Source organism: Gordonia araii NBRC 100433, from assembly GCF_000241265.1.
Classification (GTDB): Bacteria; Actinomycetota; Actinomycetes; order Mycobacteriales; family Mycobacteriaceae; genus Gordonia; species Gordonia araii.
In genome coordinates, this window is the sequence record NZ_BAEE01000076.1 from 20324 (window position 1) to 46081 (window position 25758).

General features: G+C 68.9%; 23 protein-coding genes, 1 tRNA gene and 1 pseudogene. 20 read left to right on the top strand and 5 right to left on the bottom strand.

Going from position 1 to position 25758, the window contains the following annotated elements; all coding sequences use genetic code 11:
- The first annotated feature begins 7 nt into the window (after positions 1–7).
- Positions 8–2584, top strand: coding sequence for an AAA family ATPase (locus tag GOARA_RS16605; RefSeq protein ID WP_007323584.1), 2577 nt, complete (start codon positions 8–10; stop codon positions 2582–2584).
- 60 nt (positions 2585–2644) lie between these two features.
- On the top strand, positions 2645–3295 hold the full coding sequence (locus GOARA_RS16610; protein WP_007323585.1) for a DUF3885 domain-containing protein: 651 nt from the start codon (positions 2645–2647) through the stop codon (positions 3293–3295).
- A gap of 51 nt (positions 3296–3346) precedes the next feature.
- On the opposite strand, the pseudogene GOARA_RS19535 reads toward GOARA_RS16610, so the two are convergent.
- Positions 3347–3472, bottom strand: a pseudogene (locus GOARA_RS19535) (DivIVA domain-containing protein); the annotation flags it as partial.
- Positions 3473–3611: 139 nt separating this feature from the next.
- On the opposite strand from GOARA_RS19535, the gene GOARA_RS16615 reads away from it, so the two are divergent.
- A tRNA-Arg gene (locus GOARA_RS16615) sits at positions 3612–3684 on the top strand.
- A 4-nt stretch (positions 3685–3688) separates the two neighbouring features.
- Here GOARA_RS16615 and GOARA_RS16620 read toward each other — a convergent pair.
- Positions 3689–4168, bottom strand: coding sequence for a TspO/MBR family protein (locus GOARA_RS16620; protein ID WP_040523839.1), 480 nt, complete (start codon positions 4166–4168; stop codon positions 3689–3691).
- Between the two features lie 113 nt (positions 4169–4281).
- Here GOARA_RS16620 and GOARA_RS16625 point away from each other — a divergent pair, with 113 nt between their 5' ends.
- Positions 4282–5496, top strand: coding sequence for an MFS transporter (locus GOARA_RS16625; RefSeq protein ID WP_007323588.1), 1215 nt, complete (start codon positions 4282–4284; stop codon positions 5494–5496).
- 9 nt (positions 5497–5505) lie between these two features.
- Here the strand turns inward: GOARA_RS16625 and GOARA_RS16630 are convergent, their stop codons facing one another.
- Together GOARA_RS16630 and GOARA_RS16635 are read right to left on the bottom strand one after the other, a co-directional pair.
- Entirely contained in the window at positions 5506–6207 is a 702-nt protein-coding gene (locus GOARA_RS16630; protein ID WP_007323589.1) for an SRPBCC domain-containing protein, read from the bottom strand.
- A gap of 112 nt (positions 6208–6319) precedes the next feature.
- Positions 6320–7147 (bottom strand): DUF305 domain-containing protein, encoded by an 828-nt coding sequence (locus tag GOARA_RS16635; protein ID WP_040523847.1) that lies wholly within the window; start codon positions 7145–7147, stop codon positions 6320–6322.
- Between the two features lie 97 nt (positions 7148–7244).
- Between GOARA_RS16635 and argS the strand changes: the two genes are divergently transcribed.
- From argS to rho, 6 genes are all read left to right on the top strand, one after another.
- On the top strand, positions 7245–8897 hold the full coding sequence (argS, locus tag GOARA_RS16640; RefSeq protein ID WP_007323591.1) for an arginine--tRNA ligase: 1653 nt from the start codon (positions 7245–7247) through the stop codon (positions 8895–8897).
- Positions 8898–8901: 4 nt separating this feature from the next.
- Complete coding sequence (gene lysA, locus GOARA_RS16645; RefSeq protein WP_007323592.1) at positions 8902–10266, top strand: diaminopimelate decarboxylase; 1365 nt, start codon at positions 8902–8904, stop codon at positions 10264–10266.
- Positions 10263–11591: a homoserine dehydrogenase gene (locus GOARA_RS16650; RefSeq protein ID WP_007323593.1), complete on the top strand. Its 1329-nt coding sequence runs from the start codon at positions 10263–10265 to the stop codon at positions 11589–11591. The genes lysA and GOARA_RS16650 overlap by 4 nt, the downstream gene beginning before the upstream one ends.
- Positions 11584–12687 (top strand): threonine synthase, encoded by a 1104-nt coding sequence (thrC, locus tag GOARA_RS16655; protein ID WP_007323594.1) that lies wholly within the window; start codon positions 11584–11586, stop codon positions 12685–12687. Before GOARA_RS16650 ends, thrC begins: the two co-directional genes overlap by 8 nt.
- Before the next feature lie 16 nt (positions 12688–12703).
- On the top strand, positions 12704–13639 hold the full coding sequence (gene thrB / locus GOARA_RS16660) for a homoserine kinase (protein ID WP_007323595.1): 936 nt from the start codon (positions 12704–12706) through the stop codon (positions 13637–13639).
- A gap of 223 nt (positions 13640–13862) precedes the next feature.
- Positions 13863–15734, top strand: coding sequence for a transcription termination factor Rho (rho, locus tag GOARA_RS16665; protein WP_007323596.1), 1872 nt, complete (start codon positions 13863–13865; stop codon positions 15732–15734).
- Positions 15735–15972: 238 nt separating this feature from the next.
- Here rho and GOARA_RS16670 read toward each other — a convergent pair whose 3' ends face one another.
- Positions 15973–17730, bottom strand: coding sequence for a diflavin oxidoreductase (locus GOARA_RS16670; RefSeq protein WP_245548448.1), 1758 nt, complete (start codon positions 17728–17730; stop codon positions 15973–15975).
- 210 nt (positions 17731–17940) lie between these two features.
- Here GOARA_RS16670 and rpmE point away from each other — a divergent pair, with 210 nt between their 5' ends.
- The 10 genes from rpmE to GOARA_RS16720 all read left to right on the top strand — a co-directional run bounded on the left by rpmE (position 17941) and on the right by GOARA_RS16720 (position 25754).
- Positions 17941–18171, top strand: coding sequence for a 50S ribosomal protein L31 (gene rpmE, locus GOARA_RS16675; protein ID WP_007323598.1), 231 nt, complete (start codon positions 17941–17943; stop codon positions 18169–18171).
- Positions 18172–18262: 91 nt separating this feature from the next.
- Positions 18263–19339, top strand: coding sequence for a peptide chain release factor 1 (gene prfA, locus GOARA_RS16680; RefSeq protein ID WP_007323599.1), 1077 nt, complete (start codon positions 18263–18265; stop codon positions 19337–19339).
- Positions 19339–20268 (top strand): N5-glutamine methyltransferase family protein, encoded by a 930-nt coding sequence (locus GOARA_RS16685; RefSeq protein ID WP_007323600.1) that lies wholly within the window; start codon positions 19339–19341, stop codon positions 20266–20268. The genes prfA and GOARA_RS16685 overlap by 1 nt, the downstream gene beginning before the upstream one ends.
- Before the next feature lie 4 nt (positions 20269–20272).
- On the top strand, positions 20273–20932 hold the full coding sequence (locus GOARA_RS16690; protein ID WP_007323601.1) for an L-threonylcarbamoyladenylate synthase: 660 nt from the start codon (positions 20273–20275) through the stop codon (positions 20930–20932).
- Positions 20929–22104, top strand: a complete 1176-nt coding sequence (gene glyA, locus GOARA_RS16695; protein WP_007323602.1) for a serine hydroxymethyltransferase — start codon at positions 20929–20931, stop codon at positions 22102–22104. Before GOARA_RS16690 ends, glyA begins: the two co-directional genes overlap by 4 nt.
- The gene (locus GOARA_RS16700) at positions 22101–23276 is read left to right on the top strand and encodes a glycosyltransferase family 4 protein (RefSeq protein WP_007323603.1); all 1176 of its coding nucleotides are present in this window, start codon (positions 22101–22103) and stop codon (positions 23274–23276) included. The genes glyA and GOARA_RS16700 overlap by 4 nt, the downstream gene beginning before the upstream one ends.
- Positions 23277–23330: 54 nt before the next feature.
- Positions 23331–23777 (top strand): Cg1360 family ATP-synthase-associated protein, encoded by a 447-nt coding sequence (locus GOARA_RS16705; protein WP_007323604.1) that lies wholly within the window; start codon positions 23331–23333, stop codon positions 23775–23777.
- Between the two features lie 298 nt (positions 23778–24075).
- Positions 24076–24861 carry a F0F1 ATP synthase subunit A gene (atpB, locus tag GOARA_RS16710; RefSeq protein WP_040523851.1) on the top strand — a complete coding sequence of 262 codons (786 nt, stop codon included), beginning with the start codon at positions 24076–24078 and terminating at the stop codon, positions 24859–24861.
- A gap of 79 nt (positions 24862–24940) precedes the next feature.
- Positions 24941–25186 carry an ATP synthase F0 subunit C gene (locus GOARA_RS16715; protein ID WP_007323606.1) on the top strand — a complete coding sequence of 82 codons (246 nt, stop codon included), beginning with the start codon at positions 24941–24943 and terminating at the stop codon, positions 25184–25186.
- Between the two features lie 13 nt (positions 25187–25199).
- Positions 25200–25754, top strand: coding sequence for a F0F1 ATP synthase subunit B (locus tag GOARA_RS16720; protein WP_007323607.1), 555 nt, complete (start codon positions 25200–25202; stop codon positions 25752–25754).
- Positions 25755–25758 lie beyond the last annotated feature (4 nt).

Here is a 25758-nt window from a genome sequence, read left to right on the forward strand (position 1 = left end):
CCACCGATTGCGGCTGACGGGCTTCCGCGGCGTGGCCGACCGCGAGTGCCGATTCGCCGAGCGCGGCGTGACGGTGGTGTCCGGGCGCAACGAGGCGGGCAAGTCGTCGATGGTCGAAGCGCTCGACCTGCTGCTCGATGTGCCGTCCTCCTCCAAGAGTGCGAAGGTGCGGGCGGTTCAACCGGCCGGGCACGATGTGGCGACCGAGATCGAAGCCGAGATCAGTTGTGGTCCTTGGCATTTCACGTACACGAAGGTGTTCAACAAAGGGCAGTCGACGACGCTGAGCGTGCACTCGCCGCAGCCCGAGCAGTTGACCGGAAAAGCAGCGCACGAACGCGTCCGGGCGATCCTTGAGCAATCGGTCGACCTCGCGCTCTTCCGCGCGTCGCGTGTGGTGCAGGACGGCGCCTCCGCCTCGATCTCCGTGTCGAAGAGCGTCTCGTTGACCAATGCGTTAGACCGCGCCGTTTCGGACCCGGATCGCGACGAGGACGCCGGCGAGGATTCCGAACTGCTGGTAGCCGTCGAGGCCGAGTACACGCGCTACTTCACCGCCGGCCGCGGACAAGAGACCGGAGAACTGCTCGCGGCACGGCAGCGCGAGGCGCGCGCGAGGCGAGCGCTCGACGAGCTGGACGAGGCGATGGCGGCCATCGACGGCGACGTCGCCCGAGTCGCGGAGCTGACCGCCCGGCGCAAGCAGCTCGGATCCTTGATCGAGCAGGTGAAGGTCGAGGTCGAACAGACCGAGAGTGCGCGCCGGGCCGCCTACGAACTCCGCGATCGGTTGGCCGGAGCCGATTCGGTGGCCGAGGCGGCGCTGCTGCGCCACCGAGCGTGCACGGCCGAGCGCGACGCACGTAGACGAGCGGCCGCCAAGATCGGCGAACTCGCCGAAGCCAAGTCGACCGCCACACAGGAACGCGATCAAGCGCGTGAGGCGATGGCGAAGGCGGTCGCGGACGGTACCGCGCTGGAGCAAACGCGAGCCGAGGCTGAGGCCATTCTCGCCCGGGCCCGCGAAGCTCTCGACGAAGCCGAGGCCGTCGAAGTGGCCGCACGTCATCGGAAAGCACTCGCGACCGCGGTCGAACGCCTCGAACAGGCCGTAGCCGCGTACCGGGAACTCGCCGCGCGCGAAGCCGAGCTGGCGGCGAACACCGTCGACGCCGCGGTGTTGGCCCGCGCTCGCCAACTGCGCGAAGACCTCCTGGAAACCACGGCCCAGTTGCGCGCGGTCGCGACGACCATGCGAATCCGTCGGCTCGGCGACCGGCCGATCCTCGTCGACAACGAGGAATCATCCGGGGACGAGGTGTCCGTCGTCGCGGAGACCGTCGTCGAGGTGCCGGGCGTCGTCCGGGTGGAGTTGAGTTCGGGAGCCGATGCCGTCTCGCTGGCGAGTCGTCGCGACGAGATCGAGGCGGTGACGACCGCTCTCTGTTCGGCACACGGCGCGGCCGATCTCGATGCACTGATCGCCTCGGGCGAGAGTCGGATGATGATCGAACCGCGGGTGACCGCCGCCCGCGTCGAGGCCGACCGCATCGGCGGCGGCAAGACCCTGGACGAGTTGCGCGCCGACGTGGCGCGACTGCGTGCCGAGGTCGGCGAAGAAGGACCCGCGCAGACGGCCCCCGACCTTGCCGTGCTGCGGGAAGCCGAGCGCGTCTGCGCCACCGAGCACCTGGCGGCGGAGCGCGCCGTCGCGGTCCATGCCCGCTCGCTGGCCGACCTGCGGGCGACCGCCGAGCGCGCGAGCGAGAAGGCGGAGCGGCTGACGAGCGACATCGACGAGATGACCGACGCCCTCGCCGCGGCGCGCCAGGAGCAGCCGGATGCTGCTCTCGAGGGCGACATCGTTCGGACCCAGGAGGAGTTGACGGTGGCGACATCGGCCGCGGAGCGGCTGCGGGCCGAGATGGAGTCCGCCGACCTCGCCGACCTCGAACAACGAGTTGCCGTCCTCGACGACCGCCTGGAACATCTCGAACAGGAGCTGGCGGACGGGGATCGCGAGATCGCGCAGGCCACCGCACGCATCGACCTGTGCCGCGACGACGCGCGTCACGACCGGAGGGAGGAAGCCGCGTCGGCCCATACGGCCGCCCAAGCCGAGCTCACCCGCGTCGCCGCCCGCGCTGAGGCGGCGCGACTGCTGCGATCGACGCTGAACGAGCACCGGGCGGCCGCCCACCTGCGCTACAGCGAGCCGTTCCGCCAGCGCCTGGAGGAGCTGGCACGACCGTTGTTCGGCCCCGGGGTGCGGTTCACGGTGGACGAGCAGCTGGGCATCACGGCCCGCACCCTGGACGGTACGACCGTGCCCTTCGACGACCTGTCGGTCGGAGCGCGCGAGCAGATCGGCATCATCGCGCGCCTGGCGTGCGCCGTGCTGGTCGACGAGGCCGACGGAGTTCCGGTGATCATCGACGACGCACTCGGCCACAGCGACTCAGACCGGGTTGCGCAGATGGCGCAGGTGCTCACCAGTGCGGGGGAGAACGCCCAGGTCATCGTGCTGACGTGTGCGCCCGAGCGGTACAGCGACGTCGACGCCGCCAGCGCCGTCGAGCTGTAGGCGCCGCGTTCCGTCGTGGCCTGATGCCTACCCGGTCCAGGGCGGTGACACGATGTACTCGTGCTGGGGAACCCGTGGCTGAGGTGGAGGCGATACTCGCGCCGACTTCTCGGCTATCTGCGTCCGCCGATCCGCGTCGCCGCCGACCTCGACTGGCTGTCGCACGCGTGGGAGAGGCGGTTCCCCGACTTCCCGCCGATCGGCTACCGGATTCGCGGCGGTGACCGTTGGGTCCGATTCCACAGTCTTCCGGGGTCGAAGCGGTACCCGGAGAGCGAGGCCGAATACGCCGAGCTGTTACGACGCCACCATGCGGTGCTCGAGACGCTCGCCGAACGCGGTTCCCCGCTGCTGGCCTTCACGTTCTCCTGGTCGCCGACCAGCCGCGTTCGCGACAGAGAGCGATCGCTGAAGCGGGTCGCCCCCGGTGGCAAGCTGTGGCGGTCGTTCGACGTCGAACCGAACGACGATACGTGGATGAGTAGCGTGTTCGTGAGCGAGGTGGTGAACACTCCGGAATCGTTGGACGGTCTGCTCCGCCTCGTCGCCGACGACGGCACGGCGGACGTCATCCTCACCACGAGCGATCTGGAATGGCTCTACCACCCCTACGACGGAGGTGCCGACGTCATCGCGGAGTCCGTTGACCGACGAGCGGCGCTGAAGAGGCAATTCGCCGACTGGAGCGCGCCGTACGAGTCAGGCCGCTGATCACTCGTGTCGACGTCAGACCTGTCCGCCCAGCGATTTGATGATGCCGTGCAGGCGGGCGATCTCCGCCTCGACGACGTCGAGGAAGTGGTCGACCTCGTCCTCGTTGTAGCCGCGACGGCCGATCGGTGGTTTGCTGAACGCGACGTTGTGCACGTCCTCGGGAGTGAGCGGCATCGGTCTTCCTCTCGGTGAGTTCGCCGTCGCCCAGGGTGTGTGCGACGGGTTGGGCATATCTGCCGGTTGATTCTTCCAGCAGTCAGCGAGGCGCTTTGGAGGGCCGTCGTTCAGTGGGATAGGCTGTGCTGCGTCCCGAGCCCCCGTAGCTCAGGGGATAGAGCGTCTGCCTCCGGAGCAGAAGGCCGCAGGTTCGATTCCTGCCGGGGGCACTTCTCAGTTGTTCAGCATCCAGACCGAGTAGTTCAGGGCCGTGGCGAACAGGATCCACGCCAAGTAGGGGATCAGCAAGGTCGCCGCCAGTCGGTTCGCCCGCCAGAACAGGACGATCGTGGCCGCCACCGCGAGGTCCAACACGATGATGTCCACCAGGGCAAGACCGCGCCATTCCAGCCCGAAGAACAGCGGCGACCACGCCAGGTTCAGGAGCAACTGGACGCCGTAGAGCACGATCGCGGGGTTTCGCCACGACGGTTGAGCGCGCCACACCAGCCAGGCGGCGACGGCCATGAGCACGTAGAGCGCCGTCCACACCGGACCGAAGACCCAACTCGGCGGCGCCCACGACGGCTGATCGAGCCGCTGATACTCCTCGGCGGCCGACGCCGATGCCAAGCCACCCAGGGTCGCGACCACTCCGACGGCCAGCAGCGAGACCAACAGCGCGGGCAGATGCATGGACCTCGTATCGCTCATCCCGCCAATCTAACGCCCGAACGGAACACGAGGCGGCGAACAGATCCGGGCGAGACCCGCTTGGTACCGTGTGAGCCGCCCAGGTGGATCTGGGGAAGTCGACGGAGGCGTGAGTGAACGGAAGGCCCGCACCCGCTTCGGGCGCTCCTGGTCGAATCCCGGCCGAGGTCTGGGTCCTGGTTGCCGCGGCCTTCGTCATCGCCCTCGGATACGGCCTGGTGGCGCCCGTTCTTCCGGCGTTCGCGCGGAGCTTCGACGTCTCCATCGCCGCGGCCACGATGGTCGTGAGCGCGTTCGCGCTGATGCGCCTGGCGTTCGCGCCGGCGACGGCCCCGCTGCTCCGCCGACTCGGCGAGCGCCCGGTCTATCTGTCCGGACTGCTGATCGTCGCGGTGTCGACCTTCGCGTGCGCCTTCGCCCAAAGTTATTGGCAGCTCCTGGTTTTGCGCGCACTGGGCGGCGTCGGGTCGGTGATGTTCACCGTTTCGGCGATGAGCCTGCTGATCCGGATCTGCCCTCCGGCCATCCGGGGCCGCGTCTCGGGCATCTATTCGTCGAGCTTCGTGCTCGGAAACATCGTCGGGCCGTTGGTGGGCGGCGGTCTGGTCGGACTCGGCCTGCGGGTGCCGTTCGTCGTGTACGCGCTGGCGCTCGTGATCGCGACCGCCGTCGTCTGGGTGTCGCTGCGCAATTCGACCCTCGCGGCCGAGGCGCTCGGCGAACAGACGGGACCCAGTGTGCGGACCGCACTGTCCGACGGCGCCTATCGGGCCTTGCTGGCGACGGCGCTGGTTTTCGGCTGGATCTTCGCCATGCGGGTTTCGCTGCTTCCGTTGTTCTTCACCGACGTGCTCGGCCAATCGGCGTCGATGGCCGGCTTCGCGCTGGCCGCCTACGCCGCGGGTGACGTCCTGGTGATGATTCCCGCCGGTCGCGCCTCCGACACCTACGGCCGGCGTCCGTTCCTGATCGCCGGGATGATCGTGCTGGCCGCTGCGACGGCCGCGCTGCCGCTCACCGAATCGGTGTTGGTCGCCCTACTGCTGACGGCGGTCGCCGGAATGGGGACCGGTCTGGTGGCGCCGGTGATCCAGGCGACGGTCGCCGACGTCTTGTACGGCGGTCGAGGCGGTTCGGCGTTGTCGACCTACCAGATGTCGCAGGACAGCGGGGTGATCGCGGGGCCGGTGATCGCGGGATTCGTCGCCGACCGGCTCGGGTTCGGCCCGGCCTTCCTGCTGACGGCCGCGCTGGCCGCGGCGATCGGCGTCGCATGGCTGTTCGTCCGGGAGACCCGGGGGCGCGCACCGGCCGACGACTCGCCGTGACCAACGTCTTCAGGCACCGCCGAACGCGGAGGCCAGTTGTTCGCGCCACCACTGGGCGAAGCGCAGCTGGAACACGGGCAACGGGAAACCGTGCCGCGCGGCGCTCTCCGGGGGAATCCGGTCCCACCCGAAGTGCTCGACGACGACCCGCGTCTCGTCTGGCCGGTCGTCCACCGGCTCGAAGGTCACGTGCAACTCGGTGTCCTGGTCGTCGCGGAAACCGGCCTGGCGCCAGCCCACCGCGAGCTTGCGCGGTGGATCCCACTCGCGGATCAGCCCGACCGTGAATTCGGTGCCGTCAGCATACCGTTCGACGAGTCGTCGCCGCGGCCCGAGTTCGAAGGCCATGGTGCCGGTGTGCCCGGGACGGAACTGGAAGAGCTGGTTGGGCCGCCACCACTGACCGATCTGCTCGGTGAACACGGCGAACGCACGCTCGCGATCCGCTCGGACGCGCAGCGCTACCAGCACGCGGGAGGCGTTCGACGGGTCGTGCGGATCGGCGGTCACGACTGTTCCTCGACGAAGTCGGCGAAGGCCGAGAGCTGTTCGGTCGGCGACGACCCCCGGTTTGGCCGCCAGCGATCGGGCGAGCCTGGCCCACCTGCCGTTGGGCACGATCCGGCTGGCGAACGATCTGGTGGAGTTGACCAGCAGCATGTCCATCGGAGCGGCGATGTCGGCGTCGATCTTCTGCGCTTGCGTGGTCATGACAATGCTCCTCGCGTGCCGGTCGGGCCTCGTAGCGCCGCCGCCATGAGTGTGACGTACGACACAGTCAGACTAACAGCGGGTCGGACCGCCGCCGCGGGGAGTCGCGCCGTCAGCGCAACGGCTTGGCGTTGCGCTGCGCCAGCAGCTGTTTCATCGTCGATTCCTCGCTCGACTGCGCCTTGTCCATCCGCTCGGCGAGAGTGCGGACATAGTCCGGAGCGCCGCCTTTCGGGTCGATCACCATCGTCATCATGTGGTGTCCGCCTTCGTGGTGACGCAGCATCAGCTGCAGGAAGTAGGTGTCCACCGCGGGACCGGAGAGGCTGCGCAGCCGTGCCATCTCGGCGTCGGTCGCCATGCCGTCCATCACGGGCTGATCGCCGGCCGGTGCCGGGTCGGGTCCGTGACCGTGCTCGTCGGTCTTGCCGTGCTCGTGGTGCCCGTGGCCTTCGGCGGGACAGTGCTCGTCGACGTGTCCGTCGGCGCAATGGTCGGCGTCGGCGTTCGCGGGGCCGTGGTTCATCCAGGACATCGGCGCACCCGGGTTCTGCAGCGGCGCCCCCCACGCCTGCAGCCAACCGGTCATCTGGCCGATCTCCTTGTTCTGGTCGGTGAGCATCGTGACGGCGAGGTCGCGGACCGTCGGATCGCTGCCCCGTTCGATCACGATCTGCGTCATCTCCACGGCCTGCTGGTGGTGCACGATCATGTCTTGGGCGAAGCCGACGGCCGTCGGGCTCGCCGCGGCGTGGTGGTGATCGTCGCCGGAACCCTTGGTGAGTTGTCCGACCGCGAGTGCGCCTCCCGCGCCGAGCAACAGGGCGGCGATGCCCACGAGCGCGGTCGTGAGCCAGACCGGCCGTCCGCGGTGCTCGTCGGTCTCGGCCGACGGCGGGGTCGAGGGGGTGACATCGGGGGTGGACGCATCATTCGACATGGTCACCACGCTAGTGCAATCCGATGTCCGATTCGGCGCTGGTGGTCGGGGATACCGAATGTCGCTGGACAGGGGCGATTCCATAGAATGGTCTCCTGTGACTCCCGCCGACCTCGCCGTGCTGCTGCACGGTGTTACGCAGACCGTTCTCGCCGACCGCGGCCTCGATGTTTCCGCGCTCCCGGAGACGGTGACGGTCGAGCGCCCGCGCAACCCAGAACACGGTGACTACGCGACGAACATCGCGCTGCAGATCGGCAAAAAGGTCGGGGTCGCGCCCCGCGAACTGGCGCAGTGGCTGGCCGATGCCTACGGCGCCGCCGACGGCATCGCCTCGGCCGATATCGCCGGCCCGGGCTTCGTGAATCTTCGCCTGGCCGCGGCGGCGCAGAACAGCGTGATCTCGACCATCCTCGCCGACGGCGCCGAGTTCGGACGAGCAGCCGATCTCGCCGACGCGACGGTCAACCTGGAGTTCGTCTCGGCCAACCCGACCGGGCCGATTCACCTTGGCGGTACCCGGTGGGCCGCGGTCGGCGATGCGCTGGGCCGTGTCCTGACCGCGCGCGGCGCGAAGGTCACCCGCGAGTACTACTTCAACGACCACGGCGGCCAGATCGAGCGGTTCGCCCGGTCGCTGGAAGCCGCTGCCCAGGGCCGGCCGACGCCGGAGGACGGGTACGCGGGCGAGTACATCGACGACATCGCGGCGCAGATCGTCGCCGCGCAGCCCGGAGTCCTCGACCTGCCCGAAAGCGAACGGCTGGAAGCCTTCCGCGCGCGCGGAGTCGAGATCATGTTCGCGCACATCAAGTCCACGCTCCACGACTTCGGCACCGATTTCGACGTGTACACCCACGAGAACTCGATGTTCTCCCGCGGGCTCGTCGACGAATGCATCGCCGAGCTCAAGGGCAACGGCAACCTGTACGAGGCCGACGGTGCCTGGTGGCTCCGTTCGACCGACTACGGCGATGACAAGGACCGCGTCGTGCTCAAGAGCGACGGCCAGGCCGCCTACATCGCCGGTGACATCGCCTATCTGAAAGACAAGTTCGATCGGGGCTTCAACCACCTGATCTACATGCTCGGCGCCGACCACCACGGGTACGTGGTGCGGCTCAAGGCTGCCGCTGCGGCCCTCGGGTACGACGCGGCGACGGTCGAAGTCCTCATCGGGCAGATGGTGAACCTCGTGCAGGACGGCCAGCCGGTGAAGATGAGCAAGCGCGCCGGCACGGTCGTGACCCTCGACGACCTCGTCGAGATGGTCGGTGTCGACGCCGCCCGGTACTCGCTGATCCGCTCGTCGGTCGACGTCAACATCGACATCGACCTCGACCTGCTGCGCAAGCAGTCCAACGAGAACCCGGTGTACTACGTGCAGTACGCGCACGCCCGGCTGGCCGCGCTGGCGCGCAACGCCGCCGACCTCGGGCTGACGTCCGATCCGTCGGCCGTCGAGCTGCTCACCGAGCCCACCGAGGGCGATCTGATCCGCACGCTCGGCGACTTCCCCGACGTGGTGGCGACGGCCGCCGAACTGCGCGAACCCCACCGGGTCTGCCGCTATCTGGAGACCCTCGCCGGGGCCTACCACCGCTTCTACACGCAGTGCCGGGTGCTGCCCATCGGCGACGAGCCGGCCACCGACGTCAACCGGGCTCGGCTGGCGCTGTGCGCCGCGGCCCGCCAGGTGCTGGCGAACGGCCTCGAACTCGTCGGCGTGTCCGCGCCGGAGCGGATGTAGCGCCATGGTCGACAACCTGTCCGCGGCCGAGCTGGCCGCCATTCCCGCCAACGTCTACCCGGCCGGCACCTCGCGCACCCAGGACGGCGTCATCACCGTCGGCGGTGCGCGCGTCGATGACCTCGCGGAGCGCTACGGCACGCCGCTGTTCGTCTTCGACGAAGACGACTTCCGCGCCCGGTGCCGCGCCATGCGCGACGCCTTCGGCCGCTACGGCAAGGTCCACTACGCGTCGAAGGCGTTCCTGTCTGTCGAGATCGCCAAATGGGTGGAGCAGGAGGGGCTGAGTCTGGACGTGTGCTCCGGCGGCGAGTTGGCCGTGGCGCTGCACGCCGGATTCCCCGCCGACCGGATCGCCCTGCACGGCAACAACAAGAGCCTCGAGGAGCTAGAGGCCGCGGTGAGCGCGGGCATCGGCCACGTCGTGCTCGATTCGCTCGTCGAGATCGAACGCCTCGAAGCGGTCGCCGCGCGGCACGGCGCGGTCGCCGAGGTGCTGGTCCGCGTGACTCCCGGCGTCAACGCGCATACCCACGAGTTCATCTCGACCGCGCACGAGGACCAGAAGTTCGGCTTCTCGCTCAGCGGCGGCAAGGCGATGGAGGCCGTTCGGGCGGTTTTCGCGTCCGAGCACCTGCGCCTCGTCGGCCTGCACAGCCACATCGGGTCGCAGATCTTCGAGCTCGACGGGTTCGAGGTCGCCGCCCGCCGCGTCATCGGCCTGCTCGGCGAAGTGGTCGACGAGTTCGGGCGCGAACGCGCCGAGCAGCTTTCGATCATCGACCTGGGCGGGGGACTGGGCATCTCCTACATCCCCTCGGACGATCCGCTGCCGGTGACCGCCCTCGCCGACGCCCTGGCCGGCATCGTCGCGCGCGAAGCCGCGGCGCTCGGACTGCCGACGCCCATGCTCGCGGTCGAGCCCGGACGAGCCATCGCCGGCCCTCCCGGCGTTACCCTCTACCGCGTCGGCACCACCAAGGACGTCGAACTCGACGGCGGCGCCGCGCGACGCTACGTGTCGGTCGACGGCGGCATGAGCGACAACATCCGCGGAGTGCTCTACGACGCCGAATACGATGCTCGCCTCGCCTCGCGGGTCTCGGCCGCCGACGGCGTCGTCAGCCGCGTCGTCGGCAAGCACTGCGAGACCGGCGATATCATCATCCGCGATTGTTCGCTGCCCGGCGACCTGGCTCCGGGGGACCTGCTGATCGTCGGCGCGACCGGGGCCTACTGTTATCCGATGTCGTCGCGGTACAACATGGCCCTGCGCCCCGCCGTCGTCGCGGTCCGCGACGGGCACTCGCGCGAGATCCTGCGCCGGGAGACCGTCGCCGATTTGCTGAGCTTGGAGGTAACGCCGTGACTGAGTCCGCCGCGCAAGGACGCCGGGCGCCGCGTGAACTGGGCGTCGCGGTGCTCGGACTGGGCAACGTCGGCGCCGAGGTCGTGCGGATCATCAACGAGAACGCCGACGATCTGCGCGAACGCATCGGTGCGTCGCTGGTCGTCCGCGGCATCGCCGTGCGCGACACCGGCCGCGAGCGCGGCGTGCCGGCCGAACTCCTGACCGACGACCCGGCCAGCCTCGTCCGGCGCGACGACGTCGATATCGTCATCGAGGTGCTCGGCGGCATCGAACCCCCGCGCGAACTCATCCGCACCGCCCTCGAGCAGGGAAAATCGGTGGTCACGGCGAACAAGGCGCTGCTGGCCGACTACACCGGCGAACTGGCGAACGCGGCGGCCGAGGCCAACGTCGACCTGTACTTCGAGGCGGCGGTCGCCGGGGCCATCCCGGTGGTGCGTCCGCTGATGCAGTCGCTGGCCGGTGACACCGTCCACCGCGTCGCCGGCATCGTCAACGGCACCACCAACTTCATCCTGTCGGCGATGGCCGAGACCGGAGCGGATTACGATTCGACGCTGGCCGAGGCCGGCCGGCTGGGATACGCCGAGGCCGACCCGACCGCCGACGTCGAGGGCTATGACGCCGCGGCGAAGGCCGCGATCCTGGCGGCGATCGCCTTCCACACCCGCGTGACCGCCGCTGACGTCTACCGCGAAGGCATCAGCTCGATCACGGCGGAAGACCTGGCGAGCGCAGCGAAGTTCGACTGCACCATCAAATTGCTGTCGATCTGCGAGCGGATCCGCGAGGCGGACGGCACCGAGCGCATCTCGGCCCGGGTGTACCCCGCACTCATCCCGCTGTCCCACCCGCTCGCGACGGTCAGCGGTGCCTACAACGCGGTCGTCGTCGAGGCGGAGAACGCCGGCCGGCTGATGTTCTACGGACAGGGTGCCGGTGGGGCGCCGACGGCGTCGGCCGTGATGGGCGACGTCGTCATGGCCGCGCGCAACAAGGTCCACTCGGGGCGCGGGCCGCTGGAGTCGACGTACGCGTCGCTGCCGGTCGCGCCGATCGCCGAAGTGCCCACCAGGTACTACGTCGCGATGAACGTGATCGACCGTCCGGGCGTCCTGGAGGGCGTCGCGGGCGAGTTCGCCAAGCACAACGTCAGCATCGCCGCCGTGCGCCAGGAGGGCGACGGCGACGAGACGCAACTGATCGTCATCACGCACCGGGCGCCCGACGGCGCCCTTGCGGAGACGGTGTCGGCACTGGAGAAAATGGAAGCGGTGACCAAGGTGTCCTCGGTGCTGCGGATGGAGGGAACCGATGAGTGATCGCACCAGCGTGGGCGGACGAGCCGGATCCCCCGTGCACCGGGCGTGGCCGGGACTGGTCGAGGCGTACCGCGACCGGATGCCGGTGGAGGACGACTGGACGATCGTCACGCTGCTCGAAGGCGCGACGCCGCTCGTGAAGGCGAACCACCTCTCCGAGGTGACCGGCTGCGAGGTCTACCTCAAGGTCGAGGGGCTGAATCCGACCGGGTCGTTCAAGGATCGCGGTATGACCATGGCGGTGACCAACGCGCTGAACAACGGCAAGCGCGCGGTGCTGTGCGCCTCCACGGGCAACACATCGGCATCGGCTGCCGCCTACGCGACCCGCGCCGGCATGACGTGTGCGGTGCTGATCCCCGAGGGCAAGATCGCGATGGGCAAGCTCGCCCAGGCCGTCATGCACGGCGCGAAGATCATCCAGGTGCAGGGCAATTTCGACGACTGTCTGGAGCTGGCCCGCAAGGTCACCGCCGACTTCCCCGAGATCGAGCTGGTGAACTCGGTGAATCCGGCGCGCATCGAGGGGCAGAAGACGGCAGCGTTCGAGATCGTCGACGTCCTCGGGCGCGCCCCCGACGTACACGCGCTGCCCGTCGGGAACGCGGGAAACATCACCGCGTACTGGAAGGGCTACACCGAATACCGCGGCGACGGCGTGATCGATTCGCTGCCCAGGATGCTCGGCGTTCAGGCAGCGGGCGCGGCGCCGCTGGTCAACGGTGCGCCGGTGAAAGACCCCGAGACGATCGCCACCGCGATCCGGATCGGCTCCCCGGCGAGCTGGAATCAGGCGGTCGCCGCGAAGGACGAATCGGGTGGCGAGTTCCGCGCGGCTACCGACGAGAAGCTTCTCGAGGCCTATCGGCTGGTCGCCGGCCGCGACGGCGTCTTCGTCGAACCCGCGTCGGCGGCATCGGTGGCAGGACTGCTCGCGGCCAGCGCCGACGGCTGGATCGCGCGGGGATCGACGGTGGTGTGCACGGTCACCGGCAACGGCTTGAAGGACCCCGACACCGCGCTGCTGGGCATGCCGGAGGTCTCGGCGATTCCCGTCGACCCCGGTGCCGTCGCCGACGCACTGGGGGTCGGCTGAGCCGGTGACCGACGTAATGACCACGATTCTTCCGGCCGGGCTCCGGGTCGCCGTGCGCGTCCCGGCGTCGAGCGCGAACCTGGGCCCCGGATTCGACTGCCTCGGGTTGGCGCTGGGCATCTACGACGACGTGACTGTCACGACGGTCGATGAGCCGGGGGTGCGGCTGACCGTCACCGGGGAGGGCGCCGATTCGGTGCCGCTCGACGAGACCCATCTGGTGGCGCAGGCGATCACCCGCGGACTCGCTCACGCCGGGGCGGCCGCCGCCGGATTGCAGATCGACTGCGTCAACGCCATCCCGCATTCGCGCGGCGTCGGGTCGTCGGCGTCGGCCGCGGTATCCGGTCTCGTCGCGGCGTCGGGGCTTCTCGGTGCTGCGGCGGAAATAATTGGGACACAAGCACTTTCAGATGACGAGCTGGTTCAGCTGTCGGCCGAGTTCGAGGGCCACCCGGACAACGCGGCGGCCAGCGTCCTCGGCGGCGCCGTCGTCACGTGGACCGACGGCGAGGGGGAGGGGGCGCGCTACTCGGCGCGGCGGCTGCAGGTCGATCCCCGCATCCGGGCCACTGCGTTCATCGCGCACGCCGAATCGTCGACGTCGCAGACTCGCAGGCTGCTGCCCGACGAGGTGCCGCGCTGCGACGCCGTGTTCAACCTCAGCCGGACCGCCGTCGCCGTGCTCGCCCTGACCCGCGAGCCCGACCTGCTGCTCGCAGCCACCGAGGATCGCCTGCACCAGGGGTACCGCGCCGACTCGATGGCGCCGTCGGCCGAGCTGGTGGCGCAGCTGCGCGCGGCGGGCTATGCCGCCACGATTTCCGGTGCCGGGCCCACCGTTCTGGTGCTGCACACCGCCGACATTCCCGCGTCGGCGGTCGACGCCCCCAGCTTCACGATGGTCGAGACGGCGATCAGCGACGGCCCCACCGTCGTCGACGCTCGCTGACCACAATCGGCCCCGGTTGTTGCCCACGTCATCGAGGCGCGCTACGATTGCTACGTCTCGCGCAGCGATCGTTAATCGCCGATTGTGGACGTCCCCCCCGAATTCCCGGACTGATCCCGGGCGACCGGTCTGCGACGTCCGCGCCAGCAGACCCCCTGTTTTCCCTGTAGGGATTTCACCCCACCCTCGAACCCATAAGCGGCGAGGGAACGAAAGGACTTCCGTGACTGAAACGGATCTCACCAATGCCCCGGTGGCGTCGACCGCTGCCGACCAGACGTCGGCGCCGGTCGCCGAGGCGGCACCGGCCCGCAAGAGCGGGCTGACCGGCATGGTCTTGCCGGAACTGCGCTCCCTGGCCGGCGAGCTCGGCATCAAGGGCGCATCCGGCATGCGCAAGGGCGACCTGATCAGCGCGATCAAGGAGCGCCAGGGCGGCGGGCCCGCCCGCGAGGCCAGCGCGTCCGAGAGCCCCCAGAACGAGCAGGCGCTCAACGGACGGCCGCAGGGCGACGCCGCGCCGAGCACTCAGCGCGACGATGCCGGGCAGAGTGACGCCGCCAACGACGAGCGCGGCGCCTCCAACGACGACGGCGCCAAGGCGGACAAAGCCGATGCGGGCAACTCCGGCCAGGAACCCGGCGGCGATGCCGACGCGTCGAACGAGTCCGACGGCCAAGGTCGTAACCGGAACCGCAATCGCAACCGCAACCGCGAGGGCGGCGACGGCGGCGGCCAGAACAAGGACAAAGAGCAGAAGGACGGTCAGGGCGGCCAGAACCAAGGCGGCCAAGGCGGCGGTCAGAACCGCAACCGCGACGAAGACGGCGAGGGCGGCGGTCGCAACCGTCGTAATCGCCGGTTCCGGGAGCGCAACCGCCGTGGCGGTGGGCGCGACCGTGACGGTGAGCCGCAGCTGTCCGAGGACGACGTGGTCGCGCCGGTCGCCGGCATCCTCGACGTCCTCGACAACTACGCCTTCGTGCGCACCTCCGGCTACCTCGCCGGACCGAACGACGTCTACGTGTCGATGAACCTGGTCCGCCGCAACGGGCTGCGCCGCGGTGATGCGATCACCGGTGCGGTGAAGGTCCCGCGCGACGGCGAGCAGGGCGGCGGCGGCAATCAGGGCAATCGTCAGAAGTTCAATCCGCTGGTGCGGCTGGACACGGTCAACGGCACCGATCCGGAGACCGCCCGCAAGCGTCCCGACTTCAACAAGCTCACCCCGTTGTACCCCAACGAACGGCTGCGCCTGGAGACCACCTCCGAGCGGTTGGACACCCGGGTCATCGACCTGATCATGCCGATCGGCAAGGGCCAGCGCGCGCTGATCGTCTCGCCGCCGAAGGCCGGTAAGACGACGATCCTGCAGGACATCGCCAACGCGATCGCCACGAACAACCCCGAGTGCCATCTGATGGTCGTCCTCGTCGACGAGCGGCCGGAAGAGGTCACCGACATGCAGCGCAGCGTCAAGGGCGAGGTCATCGCCTCGACCTTCGACCGTCCGCCGTCGGATCACACCAGCGTCTCCGAGCTGGCCATCGAGCGCGCCAAGCGCCTGGTGGAGCAGGGCAAGGACGTCGTCGTCCTGCTCGACTCGATCACCCGCCTGGGCCGCGCGTACAACAACGCGTCGCCGGCGTCGGGCCGCATCCTGTCCGGTGGTGTCGACTCGACCGCGCTGTACCCGCCGAAGCGATTCCTCGGCGCTGCCCGCAACATCGAGAACGGCGGCTCGCTGACCATCATCGCCTCGGCGCTGGTGGAGACCGGGTCCACCGGTGACACGGTCATCTTCGAGGAGTTCAAGGGCACCGGCAACGCCGAGCTGAAGCTCGACCGCAAGATCGCCGAGCGCCGTGTGTTCCCCGCCGTCGACGTCAACCTGTCGAGCACGCGCAAGGACGAGTTGCTGCTCTCCCCGGAGGAGTTCTCGATCGTTCACAAGCTGCGCAGGGTCCTTTCGGGCCTCGACAGCCACCAGGCGATCGACCTGCTGATCAGCCAGCTCAAGAAGACGAAGAACAACGTCGAGTTCCTCATGCAGGTGCAGAAGAACACGCCCGGCGCGATGAACGACGACGACTAGCCCAAGTAGCTAGAGCCCGCCGAGTGGGCACCTCGTCGTCTTTTCCCCACAGCAGTTCCTGTGAGCTGTGCTCGCGTCGCAACTCTTCTCCTGGCCGTCAACGGATACGTCTGAACCGATGGCGCTGCGACATTGAAGCGACACTTCGACAAGAAAATAGCTTAGCCAAAGCTAACTAAAAATAGGACACCCTGTGTCGAGTGTGAGCTGGGTCATGCGAGGGGGCGAGCGGGCGCGATCAGTACACGTCGCGCAGGTAGCGCTTGTCCTTCTTGAGTTCGTCCACGTAGTGGGCGGCGCCGTCCTCGTCGAAGCCGCCGTGTCGGGCCACGATCTCGTGCAGCGCCTCGTCGACGTCGTGGGCCATGCGCGTCGCGTCGCCGCAGACGTACACCCGTGCGCCGCGCTCCAGCCAGGCGAAGAAGTCGGCACCGCTCTCGTGCATCCGGTGCTGGACGTAGTCCTTGTGGTCCTGGTCGCGGGAGAAGGCGAGGTCCAGGCGCGTGAGGACGCCGCCCGCGACGAAACCTTCGATCTCTTCCTCGTACGCGAAGTCGACCGCCCGGCGCTGATCTCCGAAGAACAGCCAGTTCTCCCCGGTCGCGCCGCGCGCGGCGCGCTCGTGCAGGAAGGAGCGGAACGGCGCGATACCCGTGCCGGGGCCGATCATGATGATCGGCACGTCGTCGTCGGGGAGGCGGAAGGAACGGTTGGGGGTGATGAAGACGCCGACCTCGTCGCCGACGGCGCGACGGTCGGCCAGGTACGACGTCGCGCAGCCGCCGTGGTCGCGGTCGAAGGACCGGTACCGCACGGCGCCCATGGTGATGTGCACGGTGTCGCCGTGGGTCGCCGGGGACGAGGCGATCGAATAGGCGCGCGGGGCCAGCGGGCGCAGCTCGCCGAGCAATTCCTCCGGAGTGATCGTCAGGGACTCGTCGACGTTGAGGACGTCGAGCACGTCGCGCCCCCACAGCCATGCTTCGAGCGCCTCGCGGTCGCCGGTCGCCGAGAGGTGGGTGAGTTCGGCGTCGCCGCTGCGCGAGGCGACGTAGTCGACGAGGTATTTCGACGCCGTAGAGATCTCGTAGTGGGTGGTCAGAGCGTCGCGCAGGGTGCGCTCGCCCCGGCGATCGGCGATGATCTCGTCCCCGGTGGCGTTGAGACGGGCGAGGAGAAGGTCGACCACCGCGGGGTCGTTGACCGGGACGACCGACAGGCCGTCGCCTGGCTCGTAGACGATGCCGCTGTCGCCCAGCGAGATCTCGATGTGGCGCACCTCCTTGGCCGAGCCGGTCCCGGAGATGGTCGAGTTGGCGACGATGACCGCCGGGTAGGGGTTGCGACGCCCCCACGCCGGTTTGCGCGCCGGCTTGCGCTCCTTCTCGACCGGTGCCGGTTCGGGGGCCGGCGCGATGCCGGCGAGCGCGTCCAGGGCCCGCGGCAGCCAGACGTCGATGGTCGGCTGGAAGTCGACGTCGCACTCCGCACGGGGCACGACCCGCTTGGCGCCCAGTTCGGCGAACCGGGTGTCCAGGTTGATCGCGGTCTGGCAGAAGCCGTCGTAGCTGGAATCGCCCAGCCCGCATACGGCCACCTCGACACCGGCCAGCGACGGCGCGTCCGTGCTCGCCACGGCTCGCCACAGTTCCGCGGCGTCGTCGGGCATCTCGCCCTCGCCGTAGGTGGAGACGACGACGAGGATCTTTCTCGCCTGGGCCAGGTCGGCCAGCCCGACCTCGTCCATGTCGGCGACCCGGCTCACGAGTCCGCGATTCGCCGCGAGCCGCTGCGCCTGGACCGCGACCCACTCCGCGTTGCCCGATTGCGTGCCGTACAGGATCAGCAGTTGCTCGCCCGCTGCCGGCGCGGTGAGGTCCGGACGGGCCTTGAGCCCGGCGAGGTAGCCGGCGATCCACGCCTTCTGCTCGCCGGTCAACGGTGCGTCGGGCGTCGGGGGAGTGGCGAGCAGGTCCATCGGGTACCGACCCTTCATCGTGTGACGGCAGTGGCAAAACGCGGCCTCCAATGTATCCCCCGGAATATCGGCGGCACAGGCGCGGTTGACGCCGGTGGACGGGCAGCGGTCACGATTTTCCGGCGACGGGACGCGCGTGGCATACTGGATCGTCGAATCAAGTCCGGTTCCGGTTCACACCCCAAGGCAAATTCGCCCGGGTGACCCGGCGACCATGAAAGGGACACCATGAAGAAGGACATCCACCCGGAGTACGTGGCCACGACGGTCGTGTGCGGCTGCGGCAACACTTTCGAGACCCGCAGCACCAAGGCTGACGGCCGGATCAACGTCGAAGTCTGCTCGCAGTGCCACCCGTTCTACACGGGCAAGCAGAAGATCCTCGACACCGGCGGCCGCGTCGCACGCTTCGAGAAGCGCTACGGCAAGCGCGAGAAGAAGGCCACCGCCGACAGCTAGCTTCCCCCACGGCGCCCAGTGCGTGCCTCGGCACGCGCTCGGGCGCCGTTGGTGTTCTCAGAAGTAGCCACGAGAGGGAAAGCAGACAGCCATGGCCACCGAGCAACCGTCGGCGATCGACGACATCCTCGCCGAGTACGCGGGATTGGAGACGCAGCTCTCCGACCCGTCGCTGCACGACGACGCGGCGAACGCGCGGCGCGTCGCCAAGCGCTTCGCCGAACTCGGGCCGGTCATGTCGACGTACAACAAGCTCGCCTCGGCCCGCGACGATCTCGCCGCCGCCACCGAGCTGGCCGACGACGATCCGACTTTCGCCGAGGAGATCCCCGCGTTGCGCGAGCAGGTGGCGGAACTCGACGCGGCGCTCACCGACCTCCTCGCCCCGCGCGATCCGCACGACGCCGATGACGTCGTGCTGGAAGTGCGCCCGGGCGCGGGCGGCGAGGAGTCGGCCCTGTTCGCCGCCGATCTGGTCCGCATGTACCTGAAGTACTGCGAGCGCCACGGCTGGAAAGCTCAGGTTCTCGGCGTCACCGAGTCCGACCTCGGCGGCTACAAGGAGGCCACGCTGTCCATCCGCGCGCCGCAGGCCACGCGCGACGGCGTGTGGTCGCGATTGAAGTTCGAGGGCGGCGTGCACCGTGTGCAGCGCGTCCCGGTGACCGAATCGCAGGGCCGTATCCACACCTCGGCCGCCGGCGTCCTGGTCTATCCGGAGCCCGACGAGGTCGAGGAGGTCGTCATCGACGATTCCGACCTCCGCGTCGATGTGTACCGCAGCTCGGGCAAGGGCGGGCAGGGCGTCAACACCACCGACTCCGCGGTCCGGCTCACGCACTTGCCGACGGGAATCGTCGTGACCTGTCAGAACGAGCGTTCGCAGCTGCAGAACAAGGCGCGCGCGATGCAGGTGCTCGCGGCACGCCTGCAGGCCCAAGCCGAAGAGGAGGCGGCCGCGACCGCCGCCGAGGGGCGCGCGGCGCAGATCCGCACGGTCGACCGTTCCGAACGCATCCGCACCTACAACTTCCCGGAGAACCGGATCGCCGATCACCGCATCGGCTACAAGGCCAACAACCTCGACTCGGTGCTCGGCGGAGACATGGACGCGCTGCTCGACGCTCTCGTCGAGGCTGACAAGCAAGCCCGGCTCGCGGCGGAGTGATGACGGTGGGTGGGCGCCCGGACGCATCGCTCGCCCGGCTGCAGGCCGACGCGGTCGCCCGGCTGACCGAGGCCGGGGTCGACTCGCCGCGGGCCGACGCGCACTGGCTTCTCGCACACGCGCTGCGCATCGACCGCGGGCGGCTGCCGCTGGTCGACGAGGTGAGCGACCAGGCCGCCGCGCGCTTCGAGCGACTTCTGCGGCGACGGGAGGCGCGCGAGCCGCTGCAGCACATCCTCGGACGCGTCGAGTTCGGCGCCGGAGCGGGGACCGTAGAACTGCGGGTGGGTCCCGGCGTGTTCATCCCGCGCCCGGAGACCGAACTCCTCCTCGAATGGGCGATCCGCACCGCACCCGTCAACGCGCTGGTGGCCGACTTCTGCTCGGGCAGCGGCGCGCTCGCGCTCGGCCTCGCGACGGCGCGCGAGGACGTGCGAGTCCTCGCCGTCGAGCTGTACGACGAGGCGCGCGGCTGGTTGCGGCGCAACGTCGCGGCCCAGCCGCTCCCGGTGGCCCAGCGCGTCGTCGTCGTCGATGCCGATGTCACCGATCCGGCCTCGGTGAGGGCCGCGATCGCCGATCAGGCCGGGGCCGTCGGGTGGCCGGCCGGGACCGCGCTCGACCTCGTCGTGGCCAATCCGCCCTACGTCCCGACGCGCACGGACGGCGTGCCGACGGCGGTCTCGGCGGAAGTCGGGGCCGACCCGCCCGCTGCCGTCTTCGCCGGGGCCGACGGCATGGCGGTGATCGTTCCGATGCTCGAGACGGCGCGCGCCGTCGGCCGCCCCGGCACCGAGCTGGGCATCGAACACGACGACGCGACCGGGCCCACCGTCGCCGCCGCGCTGGAAGCCACCGGATTCACCTCGATCACCGCCCGCACCGATCTCGCCGGTGCGCAGCGATATGTGACCGCTGTGCAAGGATGAAACGGTGAGCACTGTCTACGACTGCACGGACCCGCAGACGCGCTCGGCGGGCATCGCCGCGGCGGTGTCGGGCGCCCGGTCGGGTCGGCTGGTCGTGCTGCCGACGGACACGCTGTACGGCATCGGCTGCGATGCCTTCGACGCCGATGCCGTCGCCGCGCTGCTGGCCGCGAAGGGTCGCGGCCGGGACATGCCCGTTCCCGTTCTCGTCGGTTCGTGGAACACGATCGACGGCCTGGTCCTGTCGGTGCCCCTCGCCGCTCGCGAACTGACCAGGGCGTTCTGGCCGGGCGGGCTGTCGCTCGTCGTGGCGCAGGCGCCCTCGCTGGCCTGGGATCTGGGCGACACCGACGGGACCGTGATGCTGCGCATGCCGCTGCATCCGGTGGCCATCGAGGTGTTGCGCGAAGTCGGGCCCATGGCGGTTTCCAGCGCGAACGTGTCCGGTCAGCCGCCCGCGACGACCGTCGACGCCGCTCGCGACCAACTCGGCGACAGCGTCTCGGTCTATCTCGACGGCGGACCGTCCGCGACGGCCGTGGCGTCGACCATCGTCGACGTGACCGGAGAGGTCCCGAAGATTCTGCGCGAGGGTGCGATCAGTGCCGAACGAATCGGCGAGGTCCTCGACCTCGACGTCGCCGAGCTGCGGGGCGTCTCGTGAGCAGCGAGCCGGTGCGCGCCGCCGATCCGCGGGTCGCCGAGCTGATCGACGCCGAACGGACCCGCCGGTCGGCAGCCGTGTCGCTGATCGCGAGCGAATCGCTGTCCACGCCCGCGGTGCGGGCAGCGCTGGCCAGCGAATTCGGCGACAAGTACGCCGAGGGCTATCCGGGCAAGCGCTACCACGGTGGGTGCGAAGTGGCCGACGAGCTCGAGGAGCTCGCGGCGTCGCGCGCCCGGGAACTGTTCGGCATGCCGTATGCGAATGTTCAGCCGGTGTCGGGGGTTTCGGCGAACCAGGCCGTGTACGCGGCCTTCGCCCAGCCCGGGGATGCCGTCCTGGCGCTGGCCTTGCGACACGGCGGGCACCAGACGCACGGTTCGCGCGCCAACTTCTCCGGCCGCTGGTTCACCCCGGCGTCCTACGAGGTCCACATGTCCACCGAGCGCATCGACTACGACCAGGTGCGCGAAATGGCGCTGTTCCACCGTCCGCGCATCCTCGTCGCGGGCGGGTCGAGCTACTCGCGGCACATCGATCTCGCCGCGATGCGGTCGATCGCCGACGAGGCCGGCTGCATCCTCTGGGTCGACGCCGCCCATATCGCGGGACTGTCGATCGCGGGGATCGGACCCTCGCCCGGCGAATACGCCGACGTCGTGACGGTCGCGACGCACAAGATCATGCGCGGTCCACGCGGCGGCGTCGTGCTGGGCCGGTCCGAACACGCCGAGGCGCTGAACCGCGCGGTGTACCCGTTCCTGCAGGGCGGTCCGTTTCTCGCCGCCGTCGCCGCCAAGGCCGTCGCGTTCGCCGAGTCGGCCACGCCGGAGTACCGGGCATACGCCCGCCAGGTCGTCGATAACGCGTCGGCACTGGCCGCGGCGTTGACCGACGGGGGACTGCGCGTCGTGTCCGCCGGCACCGACAATCATCTCGCGGTGGTGGACGTGTCGCGGCTGGGCCTGACCGGTCGCGCGGCCGCCGATGCGCTCGGCGCGGCGGGCATCGTCGTCGACAAGGCCGTCCTGCCCTTCGACCCCGAGCCGGTCGCGCTCGGCTCGGCGATCCGAGTCGGCACCCCCACGGTGACCGCGCTGGGACAGACCGAGTCGGACATGGCTGAGCTGGCGACACAGATCCTCGACGTGCTGGCGGGCGCGGGCACGTGATCGACGTCCTGGCAGCGACGAGCGGTTCTTCCGGGGCCGGGGTTCCACTGCGCGAGTTGGTCCTGGTCGGGGCCACGGCGGCGGCGGTGACCTTCCTGGTGACCTCGTTGGTCCGCGTGTTCGCGATCCGCGCCGGTGCGGTCGCCGTTCCCCGCGCCCGCGACGTCCACGTGATTCCCACCCCGCGCCTCGGCGGGATCGGCATGTTCATCGGCGCGGTGGCCGCCATCGCGCTGGCCGCCCAGCTGCCGGCGCTCAACCGCGGCTTCGCCTATACCCCGGACATGATGGCCGTCGTCGTATCCGGCCTGGTCATCGTCCTCGTCGGCGTCATCGACGATCGTTGGGGCCTGGACGCGCTGACCAAGTTCGTCGGCCAGGTCACCGCGGCCGGCGTGCTCGTGATCATGGGCGTCAGCTGGTACGTCTTCTACGTTCCGTTCGGCAATGTCGGGACACTGGTGCTCGACCCGCTGCAGGCGGGGCTGCTGACCGTCGTGATCACGGTCGCCACGATCAACGCGATCAACTTCGTCGACGGCCTCGACGGCCTTGCAGCAGGTCTGGGCCTGATCGCAGCGCTCGCGATCTGCCTGTTCTCCCTCGGTCAGTTGCGCGACCTCGGCGGTGATTCCAGCTATTACCCGCCGGCGCTCATCACCGTGGCCCTGGCCGGGGCCTGCCTGGGATTCCTGCCGCACAACTTCAGTCCGGCGCGCATCTTCATGGGCGACTCCGGCGCGATGCTCATCGGCCTCATGCTCGCCGCGGCCTCGACGAGTGCGTCGGGGCGCATCTCGCCCAACGCCTACGGCACGGCCGACGTGTTCACCCTGCTGTCGCCGCTGATCCTCGTCGCGGCGATCATGTTCATCCCGATGCTCGACATGCTGATGGCCGTGGTGCGCCGCACCCGCGCCGGCGTCGGCTTCTACACCCCGGACAAGATGCATCTGCACCATCGGCTGCTCGAGCTCGGGCACTCGCAGTCCCGGGTCGCCCTGCTGATCTACCTCTGGGTCGGCGTGCTGGCGCTGTCGGTCGCGGCGAGCACCGTCGCACCGCTGCGCGTCGTCGGACCGTGTTTCGTCGCCGGCTTGCTCGTCGCGCTGACCTTCACATTCCTTCCGCGGATCGTGCGGATCGTCCGGCGCGACAGGGTGAGCGCGTAGTCCGCGGAGCAGCGGGATTCGTCGTCGCGATATCGCGGCGGCTAGCCTGTGCCCATGGCTGACGACAACCCCGACATCCTGCGGGCCACGACCGATCCGCTCGGCGCGCTGAAGGCCGGACTGCGCTACGGCGTCTTCGGGTTGGTCGCTCTCACCGTCCTCGGCCTCGCGGTCTGGGTGCCGGTGGCGGGTACGCCGGGGCTGTGGGGCGTCGTGGTCGGGGCCGCCGTCGGCGGTGGATTCATCCTCGTCACGATCCTGGTCGTGCTCGCCACCGCGCATATGCCGCCGACGACATCGCTCTACATCATCATGGGCTCCTGGTTCCTGAAGATGGTCGCCGTCATCGTCGTGATGGCCGTCATCAAGAACATGGATTTCTACGATCGGGGCGCACTCGTGAGCATGCTCATCGGTGCCATCGTGATCGTGCTCGGCGCGGAGTTCTACGGCGTGCTGCGGACCCGCGTGCCCTACGTCGACGAAACCCCGGAGAAGTAGCTCCGGCGACGGGGACACCGATCTCCGTCGGCGAGTGGCGAAGCCGCCTACCAGCTACTACACTGTGTCGTAGGGCGCCGATCGCCACGAAGTTGACCCCGGTGATCATGCCCGTGATCAGGACTTGATAAGGTTTTGATCACACCAAACAGGACATGGCCGCGCACCCGAATGCCGATCCGCAGGCGGAAGCGCCATACCTGTCTGTGTCCCGCATATGCGGGATTGTCCGATCGAACCCGCGTCGCAACCGCGACCGACGGGCCCGACCAGGGAGAGAACGCTGATCACCGTCTTCATGGCCGATTCCAGTGGTGAGTTCAAGCCGCCGACGCTGGACGATTTCTTTCCCGCGCAGGTGTTGTTCGAAGGCACGCCGTTCGCACTCGACCGGCTCATGCTCATCCGCCTCGGCGTCGTCATCGCGCTGTCGCTGTTCTTCATCATCGCGATGCGCAGCCCTCGACTGATTCCGCGCGGCATCCAGAACGTGGGCGAGAGCATGCTCGACTTCGTTCGTATCCAGATCGCCGAGGAGATCCTGGGCAAGGAGAACGGTCGCAAGTACTTCGCGATCATCGCGACGATCTTCTTCGCGACGATCTTCTTGAACCTCACCTCGATCATCCCGTTCCTGAACATCTCGTCGAACGCCCGCATCGGGTTCCCGATGGTGATGGCCGCGGCCGCCTATGTCACCTACCTGTGGGTCGGCTTCAGCAAGTTCGGCTTCTTCGGGTTCATCAAGGCGTCGACCGTGCTTCCGGGCGTGCCGCTGCCGATCCACTTCCTGCTCATCCCGATCGAGTTCATCTCGACCTTCATCCTGCGGCCGTTCACGCTCACCGTCCGTCTCATGGCCAACATGCTCGCCGGCCACATCATGCTGGTGCTGTTCTTCTCGGCCACGCACTTCTTCTTCTTCGAGGCGAAGAACTGGATGGCCGTGTTCGGACTGCCCGCCCTGGTCGTCGGTGTCGCGTTCACCTTCTTCGAACTCCTGGTGATCGCCCTGCAGGCCTACATCTTCGCGCTGCTGACGGCGGTCTACATCGACCAGTCGATCCACGCGGACGCGCACTGACCATCCGACCAACCAACAACCAAAGAACCTGACTACTCATCCGCCCGGATGGGGAGCCATTTAGAAAGGGAATAGCAAGATGAGCTACATCGCCCAGACCCTGGCCGAGACCAGCGAGATCACCGGTAAAGGCTTCGGCGCCATCGGCTACGGCCTCGCCGCCATCGGCCCCGGCATCGGCGTGGGCATCGTGGCCGGTAAGGCCATCGAGGGCATCGCCCGTCAGCCCGAGCTGTCCGGCCAGATCCGCACCACCATGTTCCTCGGCATCGCGCTGTCCGAGGCCCTGGCGCTGATCGGTATCGTCGCCGGCTTCATTTTCTGATCTGAGAATCGACATGATCAACGCAACCGAACTGACGCTGCTGCTGGCAGCCGAGGACGGCGAGCAGCACAACCCGCTTCTGCCGCACACCTACGACATCGTTTGGTCGACGGTCGCGTTCGCCCTCGTCTTCTTCGTGTTCTGGAAGTTCGTGATTCCGCGGTACCAGAAGGTGCTCGAGGAGCGTCGCGATGCGATCGAGGGCGGCATCGAGCGCGCCGAGGCCGCCCAGGCACAGGCCAACGCCGAGCTGGCGGCCTACCGGGAGAAGCTCTCCGGTGCCCGCGAGGAGGCCAACGCGATCCGCGAGGAGGCGCGTGCGCAGGGTCAGCAGATCGTCGCTGACGCGTCCGCGGCCGCCCAGGCGGAGAGCGACCGCATCGTCGCGGCCGGAAACCAGCAGCTGGAGGCTTCGCGCCAACAGGTGGTCTCCGAGCTCCGCAACGACGTCGGGAAGATGTCGATCGATCTGGCCGAGAAGCTGGTCGGTGAGTCGCTGGGCGACGCGTCGCGCCAGTCGGCCACCATCGAACGCTTCCTCGCCGAGATCGACCCGGCCGCCAAGTAGTCGC

Excerpts from the sequence above, each read along its gene's own strand:
- GOARA_RS16620 (WP_040523839.1), bottom strand. The coding sequence starts at position 4,168 with ATGAGCGATACGAGGTCCATGCATCTGCCCGCGCTGTTGGTCTCGCTG.
- GOARA_RS16630 (WP_007323589.1), bottom strand. The coding sequence starts at position 6,207 with ATGACCACGCAAGCGCAGAAGATCGACGCCGACATCGCCGCTCCGATG.
- GOARA_RS16635 (WP_040523847.1), bottom strand. The coding sequence starts at position 7,147 with ATGTCGAATGATGCGTCCACCCCCGATGTCACCCCCTCGACCCCGCCG.
- lysA (WP_007323592.1), top strand. The coding sequence starts at position 8,902 with ATGGTCGACAACCTGTCCGCGGCCGAGCTGGCCGCCATTCCCGCCAAC.
- thrC (WP_007323594.1), top strand. The coding sequence starts at position 11,584 with ATGAGTGATCGCACCAGCGTGGGCGGACGAGCCGGATCCCCCGTGCAC.
- thrB (WP_007323595.1), top strand. The coding sequence starts at position 12,704 with ATGACCACGATTCTTCCGGCCGGGCTCCGGGTCGCCGTGCGCGTCCCG.
- GOARA_RS16670 (WP_245548448.1), bottom strand. The coding sequence starts at position 17,730 with ATGAAGGGTCGGTACCCGATGGACCTGCTCGCCACTCCCCCGACGCCC.
- rpmE (WP_007323598.1), top strand. The coding sequence starts at position 17,941 with ATGAAGAAGGACATCCACCCGGAGTACGTGGCCACGACGGTCGTGTGC.
- prfA (WP_007323599.1), top strand. The coding sequence starts at position 18,263 with ATGGCCACCGAGCAACCGTCGGCGATCGACGACATCCTCGCCGAGTAC.
- GOARA_RS16685 (WP_007323600.1), top strand. The coding sequence starts at position 19,339 with ATGACGGTGGGTGGGCGCCCGGACGCATCGCTCGCCCGGCTGCAGGCC.
- GOARA_RS16705 (WP_007323604.1), top strand. The coding sequence starts at position 23,331 with ATGGCTGACGACAACCCCGACATCCTGCGGGCCACGACCGATCCGCTC.
- atpB (WP_040523851.1), top strand. The coding sequence starts at position 24,076 with ATGGCCGATTCCAGTGGTGAGTTCAAGCCGCCGACGCTGGACGATTTC.
- GOARA_RS16715 (WP_007323606.1), top strand. The coding sequence starts at position 24,941 with ATGAGCTACATCGCCCAGACCCTGGCCGAGACCAGCGAGATCACCGGT.
- GOARA_RS16720 (WP_007323607.1), top strand. The coding sequence starts at position 25,200 with ATGATCAACGCAACCGAACTGACGCTGCTGCTGGCAGCCGAGGACGGC.